This is a genomic window from Deinococcus yavapaiensis KR-236 (assembly GCF_003217515.1).
Taxonomy (GTDB): Bacteria; Deinococcota; Deinococci; order Deinococcales; family Deinococcaceae; genus Deinococcus_A; species Deinococcus_A yavapaiensis.
Window position 1 is genome coordinate 1 of record NZ_QJSX01000013.1, and the last position, 16,712, is coordinate 16,712.

12 protein-coding genes are annotated in these 16,712 nt (G+C 63.0%); 2 read left to right on the forward strand and 10 right to left on the reverse strand.

Annotation, left to right across the window (positions count from 1 at the left end):
* The 3 genes from DES52_RS15430 to DES52_RS15440 form a co-directional block, all read right to left on the reverse strand.
* Nucleotides 1-585: IS5 family transposase (locus DES52_RS15430; RefSeq protein ID WP_110887732.1), on the reverse strand; the 585-nt coding region annotated here is incomplete at its 3' end.
* A gap of 87 nt (nt 586-672) precedes the next feature.
* Nucleotides 673-1,629 (reverse strand): GNAT family N-acetyltransferase, encoded by a 957-nt coding sequence (locus tag DES52_RS15435; protein WP_110887733.1) that lies wholly within the window; start codon nt 1,627-1,629, stop codon nt 673-675.
* A gap of 74 nt (nt 1,630-1,703) precedes the next feature.
* On the reverse strand, nt 1,704-3,704 hold the full coding sequence (locus tag DES52_RS15440) for a hypothetical protein (protein WP_110887734.1): 2,001 nt from the start codon (nt 3,702-3,704) through the stop codon (nt 1,704-1,706).
* A 149-nt stretch (nt 3,705-3,853) separates the two neighbouring features.
* On the opposite strand from DES52_RS15440, the gene DES52_RS15445 reads away from it, so the two are divergent.
* Nucleotides 3,854-4,219 (forward strand): MBL fold metallo-hydrolase, encoded by a 366-nt coding sequence (locus DES52_RS15445; protein ID WP_245901056.1) that lies wholly within the window; start codon nt 3,854-3,856, stop codon nt 4,217-4,219.
* Between the two features lie 117 nt (nt 4,220-4,336).
* Here DES52_RS15445 and DES52_RS15450 read toward each other — a convergent pair whose 3' ends face one another.
* From DES52_RS15450 to DES52_RS15470, 5 genes are all read right to left on the reverse strand, one after another.
* Nucleotides 4,337-4,627 (reverse strand): M23 family metallopeptidase, encoded by a 291-nt coding sequence (locus DES52_RS15450; protein ID WP_170131085.1) that lies wholly within the window; start codon nt 4,625-4,627, stop codon nt 4,337-4,339.
* 749 nt (nt 4,628-5,376) lie between these two features.
* On the reverse strand, nt 5,377-9,900 hold the full coding sequence (locus DES52_RS15455; protein WP_146237316.1) for a protein NO VEIN domain-containing protein: 4,524 nt from the start codon (nt 9,898-9,900) through the stop codon (nt 5,377-5,379).
* 210 nt (nt 9,901-10,110) lie between these two features.
* Nucleotides 10,111-10,674: a recombinase family protein gene (locus DES52_RS15460; protein WP_110887737.1), complete on the reverse strand. Its 564-nt coding sequence runs from the start codon at nt 10,672-10,674 to the stop codon at nt 10,111-10,113.
* Nucleotides 10,675-10,785: 111 nt separating this feature from the next.
* Entirely contained in the window at nt 10,786-12,972 is a 2,187-nt protein-coding gene (locus DES52_RS15465) for a DnaJ domain-containing protein (protein WP_170131086.1), read from the reverse strand.
* 263 nt (nt 12,973-13,235) lie between these two features.
* The gene (locus DES52_RS15470) at nt 13,236-13,754 is read right to left on the reverse strand and encodes a hypothetical protein (protein WP_110887739.1); all 519 of its coding nucleotides are present in this window, start codon (nt 13,752-13,754) and stop codon (nt 13,236-13,238) included.
* Between the two features lie 144 nt (nt 13,755-13,898).
* On the opposite strand from DES52_RS15470, the gene DES52_RS15475 reads away from it, so the two are divergent.
* Nucleotides 13,899-14,873, forward strand: a complete 975-nt coding sequence (locus DES52_RS15475) for a hypothetical protein (protein ID WP_146237317.1) — start codon at nt 13,899-13,901, stop codon at nt 14,871-14,873.
* A gap of 61 nt (nt 14,874-14,934) precedes the next feature.
* On the opposite strand, the gene DES52_RS15480 is transcribed toward DES52_RS15475, so the two are convergent.
* Both DES52_RS15480 and DES52_RS15485 read right to left on the reverse strand, forming a co-directional pair.
* Entirely contained in the window at nt 14,935-15,816 is an 882-nt protein-coding gene (locus DES52_RS15480) for a hypothetical protein (protein ID WP_110887741.1), read from the reverse strand.
* Nucleotides 15,813-16,547: a hypothetical protein gene (locus DES52_RS15485; protein ID WP_110887742.1), complete on the reverse strand. Its 735-nt coding sequence runs from the start codon at nt 16,545-16,547 to the stop codon at nt 15,813-15,815. Before DES52_RS15485 ends, DES52_RS15480 begins: the two co-directional genes overlap by 4 nt.
* Nucleotides 16,548-16,712: the final 165 nt, after the last annotated feature.

A 16,712-nucleotide genomic window follows, 5' to 3' on the forward strand; every position in this document is an offset into this window, starting at 1 on the left:
CTGCTCGCTTTTCGCCCAGCGCAAGAAGTTCCCCGTGTACCCCTGGTCCGCCCAGACGTGTCGCAGGTTCGGGTACTCGTCGTGCAAGCCTTCCAACACCAGCTTGCCGCCGTCTCGGTCCTGCACGTCGGCCGGATGCACCGCGACACGAAGGATCAGGCCGAGCGTGTCGACGAGGATGTGCCGCTTGCGGCCGTTGCGGCCGTTGACCTTCTTGGCACCGTCGAAACCTCGCGCACCGCCCGCTTCGGTGGTCTTGGCGCTTTGCGAGTCGATGATGCCCGCGGTGGGTTGAGCGTTGCGGCCGAGTCGCACGTGGAGCAACTCGCGGAAGTGCGTGTGCAAGGTCTCCCACGTGCCGTTCAGCTGCCAACGACGGTACAGGGCGTATGCGGTGGTCCACTTAGGAAAGTCAGCGGGCAGGAAGCGCCACGCGCAGCCGGTCTTGAGGACGTAGAGCATGGCGCCCTCGAGGTTGCGGCGATTGAGGACACGTGGTCGGCCTGTGTCAAAGGGACCGGGGAGTTGCGGTTCGAGCAAAGCCCATTCAGCGTCGGTGAGGTCGCTTGGATAGGAGGTCGACATGCTTCACGGTACGGTGAATAAGTGCGTACAGGACGACTCGGAGTCGTTCATATACGCACTTTAGGTCGTGTCGGCCAAGGGTCGGTGCTACGCCAGCGTCCGCTGCATCACCCACGTGCCCGGCTGCGCCTCGAACCCCAAACGGCGATTCACCGCCAGCATCGGCGCGTTGATGCTCAGGTTATTCGTGATCATCCTCGAAAACCCCGCCGCACGCACCCGACGAATCACGTCCACCTTCAACGCCCGCGCCAAGCCCATCGCCCGATCTTCGGGTGCCACCCCCGCCATGGCGTTGTACGCCCCGTGCGGAAGCGACGCCATCACGCTGAATCCCAACCATTCCTCGCCGCGCGTCGCCAGCACGATCCACTCGGGTCGAACCTCCGGTGCTTCGCGCAGCATGCCCCGTGACTGCTCCACCGGCAGGCGCAGCATCCCTCGATAGTCCGGCGTCTCCTGGGTGCGGTCGGCGTTGAAGTCGTACAACCGCGACCAATTCGCCTCGTCGCTCCCCAGCGTCCGCATGTCCTCGAAAGTAATTCCGGCGTCGGCGACGCGCTGTGTCACATCGGCGTGTGCGGCTTCATCGAAGGTGGTGAGGTCGAGGGTGGACTCGAAGCGGTGGAAGTGCAGCGTGAAGCCTCGCCGCTGCGCCCAGGCCCGTCCTTCAGGGTTGACGTCGCGCACGCTGACTTCCAATGTGCGCCCACTTTGCGCGAGCGCCGTCTCATACGCGTGCTTGAACAACGCCTCGCCGTACCCGCGTCGTCGCGCGTCAGGCGCGACGACCGGGCGCATCATGAACACGCCCGGCCGCATGGCGTTGGTGAAGAGCACGGCGGTGCCTTGCACGCGTCCCTCGGCGTCTTCGAGGACGAGGCGCTGAAAGGAGCTGGCGATCTGCCGAGGAAAGCGTTCAGCCTCGACGAACGCTTGCGGCGTGTACAGGTAGGTCTCGTCGGTGTTGAGGATGGTGACGTACGCGGCGAGATCGCCGGGGTGCGCGTCACGAATGGTGTACGACGTGGGCTGCGTCGTCATGCCTCAGCATGCGCTCTTAAACGCACCTCGTTCTCCCCGTGCCCTCCACAGCTTCGGTTCAAAGGGACCTTCCTTTAAAAACACTTCAACATGTGCGTCAAGTCGCGAGGGTCCATGTTGAAGGTCACCCAAAACGACCAGTCATCCTTCGACACCGCGATGTACACGTCGCTCGGCGAAAAGAGGCCCTTGATTTGCCCCATGCACACCGCGTTTCGAGGCACGGGATCTCCAGCGACTTGAGCATTGTAGAGACTTCCGTGCCGAATCAGCGACCGCATGGCCGCCGGGTAATACACGTACACGTTCGTGAGTGGCACGGTGGATGTGGAATTCGAGCTGCGGCTGACTTCCAACGTCAAGCACAGCGGTCGCACCGGCGCGTTCCAGTACTTCTCGCATATCAAACGAACGCCGAGGAGGCGATCATCACCGGCTGGCAGCGAGCGGTACGCACGCGAAACCGCGGCAGTGAAGCCGTCGAACGTCGCTTGATCCTCGATTTTCCATTGCCGCTGCCGCTTGAGTGCCGCAACTTGATCGCGTGAAAGACGCGAAGTATGCAACGTGTAATGCGTCTGGCCGTCGCCACCGGCATCGTACTTGTCACACTCGCCGACCAAAGCGCCTTGCGGCGTCTCCTTGAGCACGATGGGCAATCCATTCTCGTCGCAGTCGAGGTCAGTGTACGCGACGTGCTGCCCAGAAAATTGCCAGAAGAACGCGCTCATCAGCTGATCGCGCAATTTCAATGGCGATCCCTTGTACCGAAGGCGTAACTCTGCACTGCCTTCGCGTTCGAGCGGTTTGTACACGAACAACGATCCCTCGAGTAACGCTGGCGTTCGAAGAGCAGCGAAGTCATGCTCCGCATTCATCGTGACGAGGGAGCAGTCGAATTGCTGACACCACGTGTCACGTAACGCCGATGAAGCTGGCCGCGTCAAGGTCCGCAAAGGTGTGGTGGACGTGGCTCCTGGGAGATACGTGATGGTGTACGCAATGTACTCCGTCTCCGCCGTAAGTTTTGCGTCCGTGATCAGGTTCGCTTCGCCTTTGTTCACCCAATACACGCTGCATTCAAGTGTGATGTCTGCCCGCCGCGTCGCGTCACGCTGCTCGATGACGGAAGGACACGAGCTGAATGACGAGCGCGTTCCCAGCATGGCCTGCGTATACTGCGCGAGGATGCTCTTTCCTTGGAGCGTGCTCGCAAACGCTCGCTCCATCATCAATTGACTTATGTAGAATTGAAAGGAAAGCTTGCCGGACATCAGGATGTCATCGCCGACCAAACCGAACGTGACCGGATGGTCCTTTAAGCGGTACATCACCGATGAGCTGCCGTCCTCATTTCCGCCGGTCGTTTTGAATTGACAAGCGAACGTCTTGCAAAACGCGTTGCGAAGGGCGGCGGTCGTGAATTCGTCGTCGGTTAACGTGGCGAATTGATGAGGTAGGAAGGGCGGGGCGGCCGCGCCGACGGGCGAACTTGGCTTACCTGGGGTGTAGAACCGTGCGGAGGCGTACTGCGTCGAGACGATTGGGAAGATGTCCGATCCGAGGACGATGGCGAACGTGGCGCTGGCCGCCGCGGGATACTGCGCTTTGGAGGAAATCACGAGGTTCGTGCCGAGCAAAGCGATTCGCGTGAGCTTGGCCGCCGCTGGATCTTCCGCCGTGACGATCCATAAGCCTTTCCCGGTGACGGCGCTGACGTACGCGGTGACGCTGGTGTTCGGCTCGGGTTTCATTTCGCCGCGCCACTCGTACTTGTACGCTGGGCGCTGCAACGACTCGACGAGGCGACGCACCGCGGCGTTCTTCTCTGCGGCGGGAACCGTGTACACCTCGAGCCAGCGGTACGTTAACGAGCGATCGGTGTACCGCGGGTTGTCGAGCCTGCCTTCTTTGATGGATCGGTACACGCTGCCGCACACGGGCGTGAAGCCTTGCAGGATGGACGGAACGGCCTTGTTCGCCATGGTGCCTGGCACGGCTGGGCAAGCGCCCGCGGTGACGCACAAAGTAAAGACAAGGCAGAAGAAGAGCGTGGTGCGAAGGGAAACGAGCATGTGGAGGTCCTTTCGGCGGTGAACACTTACGCTGGATTGACGTCCCCTCAAAATACTTCTCATCGACTAATGGGAAGGCGCAACTGCCTCACCGAGGCGCTCGTGCAGTGCCGCACCTGCTTGCCATGCTTTCCGGATATGCTGCCATCGTGACGTCCGCGTACCCCATCGAGTTGGACGGCACCGATGAAGTCGGCGCGTCCGCCTACCTGTACCTGCTGCCGGAAGGCAACCTCCTTGTCGACGCGGGCCTACGGCCGGGCGTGGTGGGGGATATGGTCTTGTCGAAGCTTGAGGTGCTCGAGGGGCACCTACCAACGGCCATGGTGCTGACGCACGCGCACCCTGATCACTTCACAGTGTTACTGGGCGACCTGCAGACAACCTTCGATCTGGCCGCCCGGCACGGCTGGCGGGCGACCGTTGACGTCGAACAGCCAGACGATGACGTCTCCCTACTTCCTCGTGCGTGTTGGAATCAACCGACGCCGAGCGAAACCGGAAGCCGCCCGTGACCGCCCTGCCGACGGCCGCGCTGGACAGCAAGTCTTGCGCCAAGCGCGGTTAGAGTCATCGTTCTACTTCTCCTGCCGCAACCCGGAACACTTTCGTCACCCAGGGTGCTTAGGGTGCTACGTTCGGTCGCGCAGCCAAGGCAGCGGATTGAGCGCTGGGAAGCGGTACGGGCCGTTCGCGTCGTACCGTTCGAACACGGCGAAATGCAGGTGAGGTGGCGTCGTCTCCGCGGCGCCCGAGTCACCCACCGTGCCCAGCACCGTCGAGGTCGTCACCCGCTGCCCTTCGCGCAGGGTGGTCGCCACGTCGTTCAGGTGCGCGTAGTAGTAGCGCCACCCGCCCGCGCCGAGAACGTACACCCAGCGGCGGCGGCAGTCACTGCTGCCGATCCGCCAGATGATTCCCAAGGTGGCGGACCGGGGTGCCTTTCCTGGCGAAGATGTCTTGCCCAGCGTGACGTAACCTACCGGATCGCGCGGCATTCCGGGTGTTCACGACTTGCGCCAACCGAATGCCGTCGACCGGCTTGAACAGCACGGGGTCATGTGATGAGCAGGGACTGCGCGAGTTGCGGGAGACGAGCGAGAGCTTAGTCCCACAGACGCTCGCGAGCTGGGTCCTCTTTCGGTTCCGGTTGGCATAAGGGAGCGGTCGCTGCAAGCGCTCGCCGCCCGGCGGCGAGCAGCGCCACGACGGTGAAGACCCGCTAGTTGGACAGCACGCAGTGATCATATCGGGCGAATGTAAAGCATCAATAGAGGCGGCCGCGTGCTCCGGATAGGACGTGAGACGGAGCTCGACTCGCACCCTACGCGGACGCGCTGTCCGACCTTCCTGGGAGACGGACCGAGGGCTTCGGCACGCTCGGCACCACGCCCCCTGCTGCCGTCGAATGGAGCTGACCGGAGCGCCTAACAATGGAATCAAGATGGAATCAAGATTGTCATCTTGGGGTATACCCTAACCTCACGCCCGGCAATGGCTTAGAAGTGCATCAGGATAGGGTTTGTTTCGGCATTCTTGACACGTGAAGTTGGAAGTGTGAGAGCTCAACTTGACGTTCTCGACGGTAGTGCCGCAAGCCGCACGAACTCAAAGCCTTCGATGCCCGAAGGTTCGGAGCGAGCGATGCTACTCGCCCGATTCCTTCCGACCGCTACAGCAGAAACTCGTGCTCTTCGCTAGCGTTTCCTCGCCAACCGTCATTGAACACGTAGTAAGTTGCCTGTCCCTCTGGGTGTTGAATGGCGTGCAACACCGGGTCGCCGTCCAAGTTCTCGATCACGTACAGCCAATACCGTTCGCCGTACTTGCGTGCGGCTGCAAGTTGATTGCGGCTCAACGTGACCCCGCGTTCGCCCCACGGACCGCTGGTCGTTTTGAGCTCGATGTGGCGAACGGTGCCGTCCTCGGCTTGAGAGAAGATGTCGTAGCCCGCACCGGTGTCGCCCGAGCAATCTTCAGGAGTACGGGCGTGCTGCCTTTCGTACTCCATCGCGTATTGCATGCCGCGGCGGTCGACCTTCTGTGCGTGCGCTTCCGTCGCGACGTCTTCACGCGAGCCTTGATACACGTACACGTAGTTCTTGAATTGCCGCTGAGGCAAACGAGTGCCCGGCGAAGACGACCCCGCGGGCGTTTTGGGTGACCCCGATGACGGTTGGTGCCCGTCACGCCGCGTCGAGGGGGGTGGACCTGCGAACGGGCTGGGGCCGCTCGGCTGAGAAAAGGCAGGCTGAGAAGAGGTACCTTTTGCTGCATTTGACGCGCTGTTGCTCTGTTCTCCGATTGGTCCAAGCGAGAATTGTCCAGCCGAAGGTGTGGTTGCCGCCGAAGATGACGGCGGTGCTGCACGGTTCGTGCCTTCGGACGGCGTCTTGTTGCCACTTGCGCTGGCGTTCGCTGGCGTCGACGTCGCCTTGTCGCTGGTCGAGGAGCGCGTGAGCGAAGGGTCCGCTCGGTCGGCAGCGGGTGCAGCTTGATTCGTCGAGACGGCGCCGGGCACGTGCTGTGGCTTGAACTCCTCTGGAAGGTCCGGAAATTTTCCGACGTTCAACCTTTGATTGGCTTCTTCGGGTGAGGCGCTCGACCAAATGATGAACAACGTCGTCTGAGCGGCGCCGGTCGGTAATGTGAAAGCTTCGGCGAGCGCTTCACTGCCGAGTTCCGGGCGCGCGTCTGCGACGAGCAACCGTCTGGTCGAGGCATCGAATGCCGCCTCGAGGACGCACGACGACGAGATGCTGAAGCCTGGACCTTTCGCGATGACCGTCGCGTTGATCGTTCCTGTCTGAACGAACCGCAAGCTTTGAAGGAGTGCTCGTTTCTCTTCGAAAGTCGCTTGCCCAAACTCCTTGAACAACAGCCGCAACAGCACGAGGGCGTACCGATTCAGGCGGCCGTCGAGGCTCGGCATCGAATGCTCGATTGTTCCGGTGCGCGGGCGGTACTGGACGACATGACTTTCGCTGAGGGCAGCCACCCCAAGGGCCCCGAGAAACGCGCGGTTCGCGTGACCTTCCCTCAGGTACACCGCGTGCGTGAGTGGAAAATCGAATTGCTCATGCCACGAGCGCGGCATGTCGCGGTGTAGGGCGTTGTGTGGGTAGGCGAGTGCACCGAGTCCTGCGCCAGGACCCGTCACGGGAACGAGCCGTTGTCCGCGCAAGGCCGCCATCAAGTGCTCTTGCTCGTCGGCCTTCAACGCGCCGTACGCACGGGCAAGTTCGTGAAAGCAGCGTTCCGCAACTTTGAAGTCCTCCGCTTCGGGAATCTGGCTTTCCGAGTACTTGCTGGCGATTTTCAAGAGGACGTCTCGGTACGTGGCCATGTCGGGAACTTCGCGCACGCCGAGACGTTTGACGAGTTGTTTGAACGCGCCGCCTTTGATGTTAAGGGTGTGGCGCCAACGCCCCAAGCCTGGATCTTTGAGGAAGAACGCGTGCGGCACGTCGTAACGCGTGTCATTCGAGCTGTCGCAGTACGAGAACAACCTCAAGGACTGCAAAACGGCCACGTCCGCGTCTTGTAGGCGCTCGGCTTGTGCGTCGAGCCAATTCAGTGCTCCATTCGAGGGACCGTGCCCTGCGTCGTTCAGCTTTTTGACGTGTGCTGCGAACTGCGCCAAGGTCGGGACCATGAACCGCAACGCCTTGAGGTTTTCGCCGCGCCGCTTCTTCGGGAGCGGCAAGGCGCAGTACTCGACGCCGACCGGCGTGCCGATCAAGTCTTTGCGGTCGAGCGTGTACAACTGCCCCGGCTGCCTCCAAGCAGTTCGCTGCTCGTTGGGAAGCCACGCGACGACGGAAAGAAACTGCGCGAGCGTCGTCGACGAGTGCTCCAAGGTGTACTCGAGGATTTTGGCCCGCAACGCGATTGCCGCATCCGTGAGGCGTTCCTGCACCCTGAGTTTCATTTGCGCGACGATGTCCGACTCGCCAGCCGTGGTTCGCACGCCGAGTTCCATCATCAAGCCACGAGCACCCGACGCGCTGTACCGGTCTTGGTCGTACGCCGGGTAGTCGCCGCCGAACAACTGGTCCATCAAGTCGTTCGGGAAGTAACAAGCGTCGGGCTGACGCCACTGTCCATCGCGGCACTCCACGCATGCGCGCCCCTTCCACGCGGTGAGGTTGACCGCTTGGTAGTGCTTGGCGAGATGCTCGACGATTGGGCGGCGCAACGCGGCGTGGGCGTCGAAGAATTCCGGGAGCAACTTGCCGTAATACGTGGGAGCGTCGAGCGGGTCGAAGTTCAAACGCTCGAGGAGGACGGGAAAACTCCTGAGAGACTTGACGTCGAGCACTTCGCGCACCCCGAACGGGTCGTCGACGCCCATGGGCAGCACGATGTTCGTTCCATGGGCGAAGGCGCCACGTTGAGTGCGGTAGATCGGTAGTGTGCGCAACACGCGACCGCCCAAGGTCGAAGTACGTTCCAGGAAGCGGTACGCACCGCCCACGTGCCAACCGCTTTGAACACGCGTTGTAATGGACGCAGGCGTTTCCTTCGAAAGCGCCTCGCACAAATCGTCGGGGCGAAAGTCGGGCACGCGTTCGCGCAGCCACGACGGCAGCGCTTGCAGCCACGTATCGGCCGCTCGACTCGAGTCCATCAACCACGGCCGCACGGTGTCGAGGAATTCCGGCGGGCACGTGCGAACGTCTCGAATCGGTCGAGGGTCCTGATTCACGTTGAGGGCGAGGTGCAGCGCGTCGACCACAGCAACAGCAGCGTCGACTTCCGCCCGCTCGTGTTTTCTGAGCGTGTCGAGGTACGCGAGGAACACCGATAGAATTTCAAGGGCGGGTTGGGATTCGGCGGCGAGCCACGTTGGGCGGGCGCTGAACAAAATCTTGAGGGCTTCGAAGAACACGGCCGCATTCAACTCGTCTGCTTGCAGCTTGCTGAATACCTTCGCGTACCGTGCGTGCCGTTCGGGTGGCAAGACCCACCCGACGTGCCGCGCGATCACGTCGGTGAGGGTGGCGTCGTGCGGGTGCTTTACGGTCAAGAAGGACGCGTGGGACACCCACGCGCCGTTCCGACCTTCGAACAACGCCAGGTCCCGATACGCTTGGTAGCAGGCACTCCAAGCGCGATCCGCGAAGGTGGCGAGGGGTGACGACGTGCCGCGCAGTTGCTGCGCGCCTCGCTCCACTCCAGCCGTGAACTCGTATGTTGCCTCGGCACCGCCATGGGCCTTCAAGTCCTCCAGCACGGCGGGCATGGCGGAAGCGGCGTGTTGAAGCAGGCGGTCGTTCCATGCGCGCTTGTCTGCCTCATCCCACAGCAAGCTCTTGCGGTCCGTGTTCGGATAGAAGTCGGCGTTGACGTGCAGCGGCAGGTGGGTCGCTTCGCGCGTGGGAAGGTAGGCGTACAAGCGCCCTTGAAAGTCGGGCGTGGCGTGCAGCGGGTAGGCCAGGGTCAAATCGGGCTTGCGCTTTCGCCGCCACGCTTCGACTTTCAAATCATGTGTGAGGGTGACGTCGAGTCGCCGGAAGGTCGTAATGCTCCCGTCGCTGCCCGCGAGGCGAATGGTTCGGCTGTCGGGCCGCTCGATCTGCACCGTGAACGTCGGTTGCCCGTCTCGCAAAAGCGTGAGGGTGTTGAGGCGGCGGAGGAACACGCCGCACTCCATAAAGGCGACGCGAGCCTCCTGAATGAAGTTGGGCAGCGCTTCGCGCGCGACAGGTAGCGCTTCGAGGGCTGTACGCACGTCCGAGGGCGTGTCGGCCCAAGGCAGGCGGAACGTCGAGGGCCAAGGGTGAGAGACGTTCGTGGTTCGGTATGTTTTGCCGTCGAGCGGCGACAAGGTGCGGCGCTCGTTTCTCGAGTACACCTCCGGCTGGTCGGTGATTTGGTAAACGCTGACGAAGCCGACGCCGAACGAGCCGATGGTGTCCTCGTCGTAGCGCTTGGAGCCTGCGCCGATGCTGGAGATGGCCGCAAAATTCTCGTCGGTGAACTGGCCGTCGTTACCGACCCAAAGGGCGTCGTCACGAAAGTCGAGCCAGAAGCGCGTGGCCGCTCGGCCTTCGAGGTCGCGGGCATCTTCGGCGTTTTGCAAGAGTTCCTGCACGACGGTTCGGAAGCCTTGCAAAGTCTTGAGGTCCTTGCGAAGGCCGCCAAGAAGGTCGTAGCCGTACGAGAGCACCTCGCTGGCCGTGTCGATGGTCATGTCCTCATGGTACGAAGCGTGTAGCTCGCGCGCGCCGGAAATGAGCAGTCTGCTGCGCCGAGTCGAGCGCTCGAAGGTGGCGAGCAAAGGTCGCAATTTGGTTGCGTCTGCCTTCCAAAAAACGTGGTGGTCTGAGAATACTTCTTCTCAGACCACCACGCAGTCCCGCAACTTATCGCCCTACATCTCTTTCACCTGAACGGCTTCGCGTCAGGCACCACGTGTTCGGCTGAGCAAGCGGCTGATCGTGGCAGGGTGGACGTCAAAGAGGCGTGCGGCGGCCGCGGGCGTGTAGCGGCCTTCTGCGATGCCGCGCACGATTTCTCGTTGTTGGTGTGGCGTGAGTTTGGGGCGTCGTCCGCCGACGCGACCTTCCGCACGGGCAACGGCGAGCCCGGCCTTCGTGCGTTCGCGAATCATGGCCCGCTCGTACTCTGCGAACGCCCCGACCATCTGCGCGAACATGCGTCCGGCTGGCGTGGTCGTGTCGATGCTTTCCGTGACGCTGCGAAACCCGACTTTGGCGGCTTCGAGCTTTTCGAGCAACGCGAGAAGGTCTTTGAGTGAGCGGCTGAGCCGGTCGAGCTTCCACACGACGAGCACGTCCCCTGCGCGGGCGTGCTCGAGGGCTCGGTGAAGCTCAGGGCGATCCCACCGCCCGCCGCTGGCGGCCTCGGTGTAGATCTTTTGCGCCCCGGCGGCTTTGAGGGCATTGATCTGAAGGTCGGGGTTCTGGTCGTCGCCTTTGGAGACGCGGACATAGCCGATGAGCATGCTCCATTGTTGCGCAAACCTTTTGCCGTGCTTCCGAATTGTGCAACTGGTTTTTGCAACGAGGGAAGGGCGTGTTCATCGTGGCTGTGCATGGTGTTGCGCAATCGGCCGTTACTGCAACTTCGCTTTGAGCTTGCCATCGTTGTCATCCCAGCGAACGACACGGTCGTTTTCGAACCACACCGTGCTGAAACCGTAAATCCAATAACTGTCGTCGAAAGACGAAGGTTGGCCCATAACGCGCAGCACGTCGTCCTTCGAGTCCCCGACGGTGAAATACGCCTTGTTCGCCCCTGGCTTCACTTCCAGCTTCGCCTTGAGCTTGCCATCGTTGTCATCCCACCGGACGACGCGGTCACCTTCGAACCATACGGTGCTGAAACCGTAGATCCAATAACTGTCGTCGAAGGACGAAGGCTGACCCATAATGCGCAGCACGTCGTCTTTCGAGTCACCTACCGTGAAGTACGTTTTGCCCTCGCTAGAAGGGACGTTCAATTTCGCCTTGAGCTTGCCGCTGTTGTCGTCCCAGCGAACAACGCGGTCGTTTTCGAACCACACCGTGCTGAAACCGTAAATCCAGTAACTGTCGTCGAAAGACGAAGGTTGGCCCATGACGCGCAGCACGTCGTCTTTCGAGTCCCCGACGGTGAAGTAGCCTTTATTCGCCCCCGGCTTCACTTCTAGCTTCGCCTTGAGGCTTCCGTTGTGGTCCTCCCAGCGGACGACGTGGTCGTTTTCGAACCACACAGTGCTGAAACCGTAGATCCAATAGCTGTCGTCGAAAGACGAGGGTTGACCCATGACGCGCCGGACGTCGTCCTTGGAGTCGCCGATCGTAAAGTAGCTTCGCGTGGAGGTCGCCTGGGGTGGAATTGGCGTGGGCGAAGCAGGTGTTTTCGGCGGAGGTGGCGTTGGTGTCGTCGCAACGTCCGCTGCAGCTGAAGGGGCTGCAACGGCGGGTTTGCCACGCGGCGTTTGGGGGTCGGGCACGGTCGCTCGGGATCCCGGCGCGACGGGAACTTGGGCAGTGGGCGTCGGGTTGGTCGTGGTGGGCGGCGCGGGTGCGGGCTCGGCGGTTACGGGAGCCGTCGTAGACGCCTCTTCCGCCGTGGTCGGCAGGTCGGCGGTTTCGCTACCGCCTTCGACCGCCTCTTGCGGAGCTGTCGGCTCGACGGTTTCTGGAGCGGCAGGCTCAGGTGTCGCGTCCACGCTCTCGATCGGCGTGTCTGTCGCTTCGGTCGGCTGTTCCCCATTCGATTCGTAGGGATTTTGGATGTCGTCCAACAACCAAATTGGCTCGTTTTGACGGCCGTCGACCGGTTCTACGCTCGCCACGTCTTCCTGAGCGGCTGGGCTGGTCGTTGTTTCGCTCGGCGTCGAGGTGCTGTCGCTTGGCGTGCCTTCGGGCGCGCCGCTCGACGCAGTCGTGGTGTCAACACTCGAAGTTTCGGCTGGTATCGTCGGCGTGCTCGGGGACGGAGGTGCGATCAGCAAGGCGACGGCGAGCGCCACGGCGCTCAACGCGCCGGTCGTCCCGAGCGTCACGCGGCGAAACACCGTCGAAAACGGTCGCCATGCGTCGGACACCGACAAGTTCGGCTGCGGTGGAAGTTGGCGTGCGATTTCCTCGACGTCCTTGAGGATGTCCGGGTGATTCGCGGCGAGAAGGCGCGCTTCCATGAGGCATTTCGTGGCGTGCAAAAAGTCGTCGCGCATCGCGTACGCCAGCGCCTGCTGAATCAGCAAGCGCGCATTCACGTCGTCTGGGCCGCGACGGCCGAAGACGTTGCGCAGCACTTGCCGAGGCGTGAACCACACGCCCCACGGGACACCCCACCAGCCGAGCAGAAGCGCGCGGATGTTCGCGCGTTCCACGAGTCGGGCCGCGCACGTCGGACACGCGACCACGCCGTTGGCGCCGTACCGCGTGAAGACCAACGCGCTCCACACCCAGTGAATGAGGACCACGCGCACGTCCGGGCTGACGATGCCACACACTTGGCACGGCACGAACGGTACGGGTTCCGGCGCGGGACGAGGCGTGCCAGGCTCGCGGGTGAAGGTCGTGCCTTGCCTGCACGCGTCGTCGTACCGTCGGCGCGCGGTCGGATCCTTGAGGACGGCGTACGCGTCGACGAGGGCTTGGAAGAGCTCGGTCGCGCCCGGCCCTTTGTTCTTGTCAGGGTGGAGTTCCTTGGCTTTCGCGCGGTAGGCCGCTTTGATGTGCTCGGGCGAGGCCGTCGGCGGAACGCCGAGCGCTCGATAGTACCCGTTGACGTCGACAAACGAAGTCACGCGCAGCTCCTCGTGGGTGTTGAAGCGTCTTCTTTACGACTCCGACTTCTCTCCAAGATACATTCGTTTTCGCTGCTCTTGTCGTGCACGCGCGCAACTGCGATGGTGAGCGCTGGAGCGATGGAAACACGCCGCGATGACATCGGCGCCGTACCGAGCACACGGCGGAAGCACATGTCGGGGCCACCAAGCTCACTTTGTAGGCAGGGGCATGCGCACGCGAAGATCATGGCCGTTGTGCGGCGCGTCGTGCTGAAGGTGCTCTAAAACGCCCAGCGCGGCCCCCAAGAGGACATGGCGTTGAAGTCGCTGCGGCTCATTTGCTTGCGGCCCACGAACTCCAACGCTTGCGGCTGCCCCTTGGCGTCCACCACTTGCGTCATGCCGCTGAGCGACACGTTGATGGTGTCCACCACGTAGTCGTCCGAGTCGAGCAAGTCCACCCATACGGTGCCGTTGCTGTCGCGGGCGCTCTTCAGCTTCGAGTACGGTGAGAGGTTGACGCGGTAGAAGAGCTTGCCGTTGCGCCACTTCCCGTCGAACTTGATTTTTGCGCCCGTGCCCGCCAAGGTGCGCGCTTCCGAGCTCGGCAAGTCGCTCGCGTCGGATTCGACGTCGCTCACCGTCTTGAGGGCGCCGTCGTCCACGACCGTCAAGGTGCCCGTGAAGCGGTCGAGGCGATACACGCGACCGCCGTCCTCGGATAAGCCCGTGACGAGTTCATAGCGACATCCCGAGAGAAGCGGAACGACCAGCAAGACGAGCAACAAGCGTTTCTTCATGACGCCCTCATGCTAGAAGCTTGTCGTTCCGCCGTGCGCGCATTTGCCGCCTCTGCATTGCGAAGCGGTTGGCCACCTCCTCGCTTCAAACGGTCGGCGTGACTTGGACGCTGTTTCACGACCGCACCACCACCCTGGGTCCGCGTGCGGCGCGGCGTACACTTCACTCATGACTTCCCGCCAAGGGCCCGGGCACCACCTGCAGCGGGCGAGCGCGACCTCGCGGCGCACTTGGCGCACGACGTCAAGCCGTCCGAGCTCACGTCGCTGCTGCTGGACGTCGCTCGGTGCCGCGCAAACCGCCGCACGCCCGCCGACGTTCTCGCTGAGTACGAACGGGACCGTTTCTCCCGCCCTGCCCGCCTCTCGCCCGTGCACCTCGCACGCTTCGAACTTCTCGCCTTCGCGCACCTGCCCGCCGTGTTCGAACCGATCACGCTCGCTCTGGTCACGCCCCTTGGCACCGCCGCCGTCGTCGCGAACGTCTCGCAAGATTGGGCGGTTGCGACCACGCGCGGGTTTGAAGTCGTGTCGGACGCCACGAACGTCCTCGCGCTAGAAGCCGCTGTACGCCGTCGCGCGCTCGGACCTCGATCGAGGGGCGAGGTGCACTTGGCCGCGCACCACCGCCTGCTGAGGCCGCAGTTCTTTCACGGGCCGCGTCAAACAGCGCACTTCGCGTTGCTCGCACTCGTGAGCACCGCGAGGGCGGGCCGTGGAAGTTCGGTGGAGTTGGCGTTGGTGGCGCTGCACGTGCGCGCGCACCTCGCCGTGATTCGCGCGGCGACGGCCGTGGACGTGCCGCTGCGCGTGGTTTTGAGCGACTTCTCCGAGCGCAACCGCGAAGAGGCCGTGCGCGCCGAGGTGATCGCACCGTTGTCAGATGCGTTCGAAGGCGTGACGTTCGAGGTGAACGCCGAGCGGCAACGCGGACGCGGGTACTACACGGGGTTGGCGTTCGAAGTGTACGGCCGCGCCAACGACGAGGACGTGTTTCTGGTGGACGGCGGTGAAGTGCAGTGGGTAGCGAGGTTGCCGTCGAACGCGAAAGAGCGAACGGTGATCAGCGGGTTGGGCAGCGAACGCTTGTGCAGCGTGTTCGGCACCGACGAACGATGAGCCGTGAAGCAGATTTAGACGTTTCCGCAGCCTTCTCGTTCGTGGCGTCAGTGCGTATCCCTTACGACATGCACACGTCGGACGTGTCGCGCCCAAAAAAGTCGATCGTGATGCCGTTCAAGGCCAGGCCGGGCAAGCGGTACGTGGGCGGCCCTCCACAGCAGCCTCGAATGGTGTACCCGCGCGCCTTGAAGTACTGCTCCCACCGCTGCCACGGCGCGGTCTCGGCGTTCGGGTGGATGGTGCTGCCCGGCGAGCAGCGCGTGTACTCTTTGGCGCGCAAGCCTTGATCGCGCAAGAACCGTTCGGCCGCCGCGATCTTCTCCATCGGGCGGTTGCGGTTGATGAACGCGCGGAGCGTCGGCGCGTACCGCGCGTCGGCGACGTACGTTACGTAGTAAGGCTCGTACTCACCGCCGCGCGGCGGTGTAGGAAACGCGCGGGCCGTGACGTTGCTGAGCAGCGCGCCCCCTGGCAGCGTGAACGTCGCGGCGCGATCTTGCCGAAATTCCCGCACGAACCCGGTTTGCGCGGTGCCGTCCGTGTCGAGCGGAAAGCGAAAGGCGGACGCGACGTTGGCGGGCAGCGCCTGACCGAGCACGGCGCGCGCCAAGGCGTCCAGCGCGAACTTCGTGATGGGCGCGGGCAAATCGCCGGCGACGAAGCTGTAGTACCCTATCAGGCGGTGGCGCCCGGCCACTTGAAACGAAAACAAGTTCGGTGGGTAAAACGCGTCGCGGGCCGCGTTCGCACTCTGGCGTCCTTCGATGCGGTACGACACGAAGGTGACGTCGCCCGACAGCGTGCCCGTGGCGTCGCGGGTGCACACGAGCACGTCTCGGCACAGCGCCGTGGACTCAAGAGGCGTGGTGGTGCCGAGCAATCCGGCCGCGCCCGCGTGGACGCCGCTCAAGGCAATCAGGACGACTGCGAAGCGTTTCACTTCAGCGCCTTCAAGGCGGTCGTGCGGCGGTACGGCGCCGTGTTTTCGCGGTCGCCGCTCGCGGTGATCGGCAGGCACGGGCGTTCGTACACTTCCACGAAGAACGTCGGGCGCGTGCCGGGGCGCACGTAGTACACGGGCGCGCGTTCGACGCGCGGCAAGTGCATATCTTGCGCGCAGTTCGACCACGCGTCGTCGAAGGTTTTGAGCAGACGCGGGCCGCGCGGCCCGAGCTCGACGAGGTTGAGTTCGCCGTACGTTTCGCCTTGCCACGCGCCGCCCCACGTGAGCAGCAGTTCGCTGAAGCCGTTGCGGTTGACGTCGCGCACGGACGTCACGAGGAAGCCGCGCGTCTCCTCGTTGAGGTCGATCGTTCGCACGAGCTGATCGTTTTCGAGGATGCCCACGGCTTGTTGGAAGTTCGTGGAGCCCGCGCCGGCGTACTCGTCGCAGTAGCTGTACACTACGGCCGTCTGCTTGACGTTGGCTTTGGTGAACGCGCCGGTCGTGACGCCCATGAACGTGGGTTCGCACGCGCCTCCTCGCACAGGTTGCCGTGTTCTACGAGCGCGTTCGAACGCGCCAACCGCTTCGAGGTACGCAGTCTGACGAAAACCGACGAGGCTGAAGCTCGTCGGGATACGGCCGTCTTCGAGCAGACGAAGGTCCTTGGGAACAGCTGCGACAGCCGTCGCGGTGAGCACCCCGGCGAGCATGAAAGGCAAACGCATGCTTCAACGGTACGGGATGAACGCGGCACCGGAGCTGCAAATGCCACGCGACGCCGTCTTCGCCTTGTTCGTCACGGTCGTCCCACGCGGCGCGGCGTCTTGACCGACGCGAGCACGAAGATCACCGTTACTTGCTCTTCAGCGCCGATCGTTTCATTGCGAATG

Excerpts from the sequence above, each read along its gene's own strand:
- DES52_RS15435 (WP_110887733.1), bottom strand. The coding sequence starts at position 1,629 with ATGACGACGCAGCCCACGTCGTACACCATTCGTGACGCGCACCCCGGC.
- DES52_RS15440 (WP_110887734.1), bottom strand. The coding sequence starts at position 3,704 with ATGCTCGTTTCCCTTCGCACCACGCTCTTCTTCTGCCTTGTCTTTACT.
- DES52_RS15455 (WP_146237316.1), bottom strand. The coding sequence starts at position 9,900 with ATGACCATCGACACGGCCAGCGAGGTGCTCTCGTACGGCTACGACCTT.
- DES52_RS15460 (WP_110887737.1), bottom strand. The coding sequence starts at position 10,674 with ATGCTCATCGGCTATGTCCGCGTCTCCAAAGGCGACGACCAGAACCCC.
- DES52_RS15470 (WP_110887739.1), bottom strand. The coding sequence starts at position 13,754 with ATGAAGAAACGCTTGTTGCTCGTCTTGCTGGTCGTTCCGCTTCTCTCG.
- DES52_RS15485 (WP_110887742.1), bottom strand. The coding sequence starts at position 16,547 with ATGCGTTTGCCTTTCATGCTCGCCGGGGTGCTCACCGCGACGGCTGTC.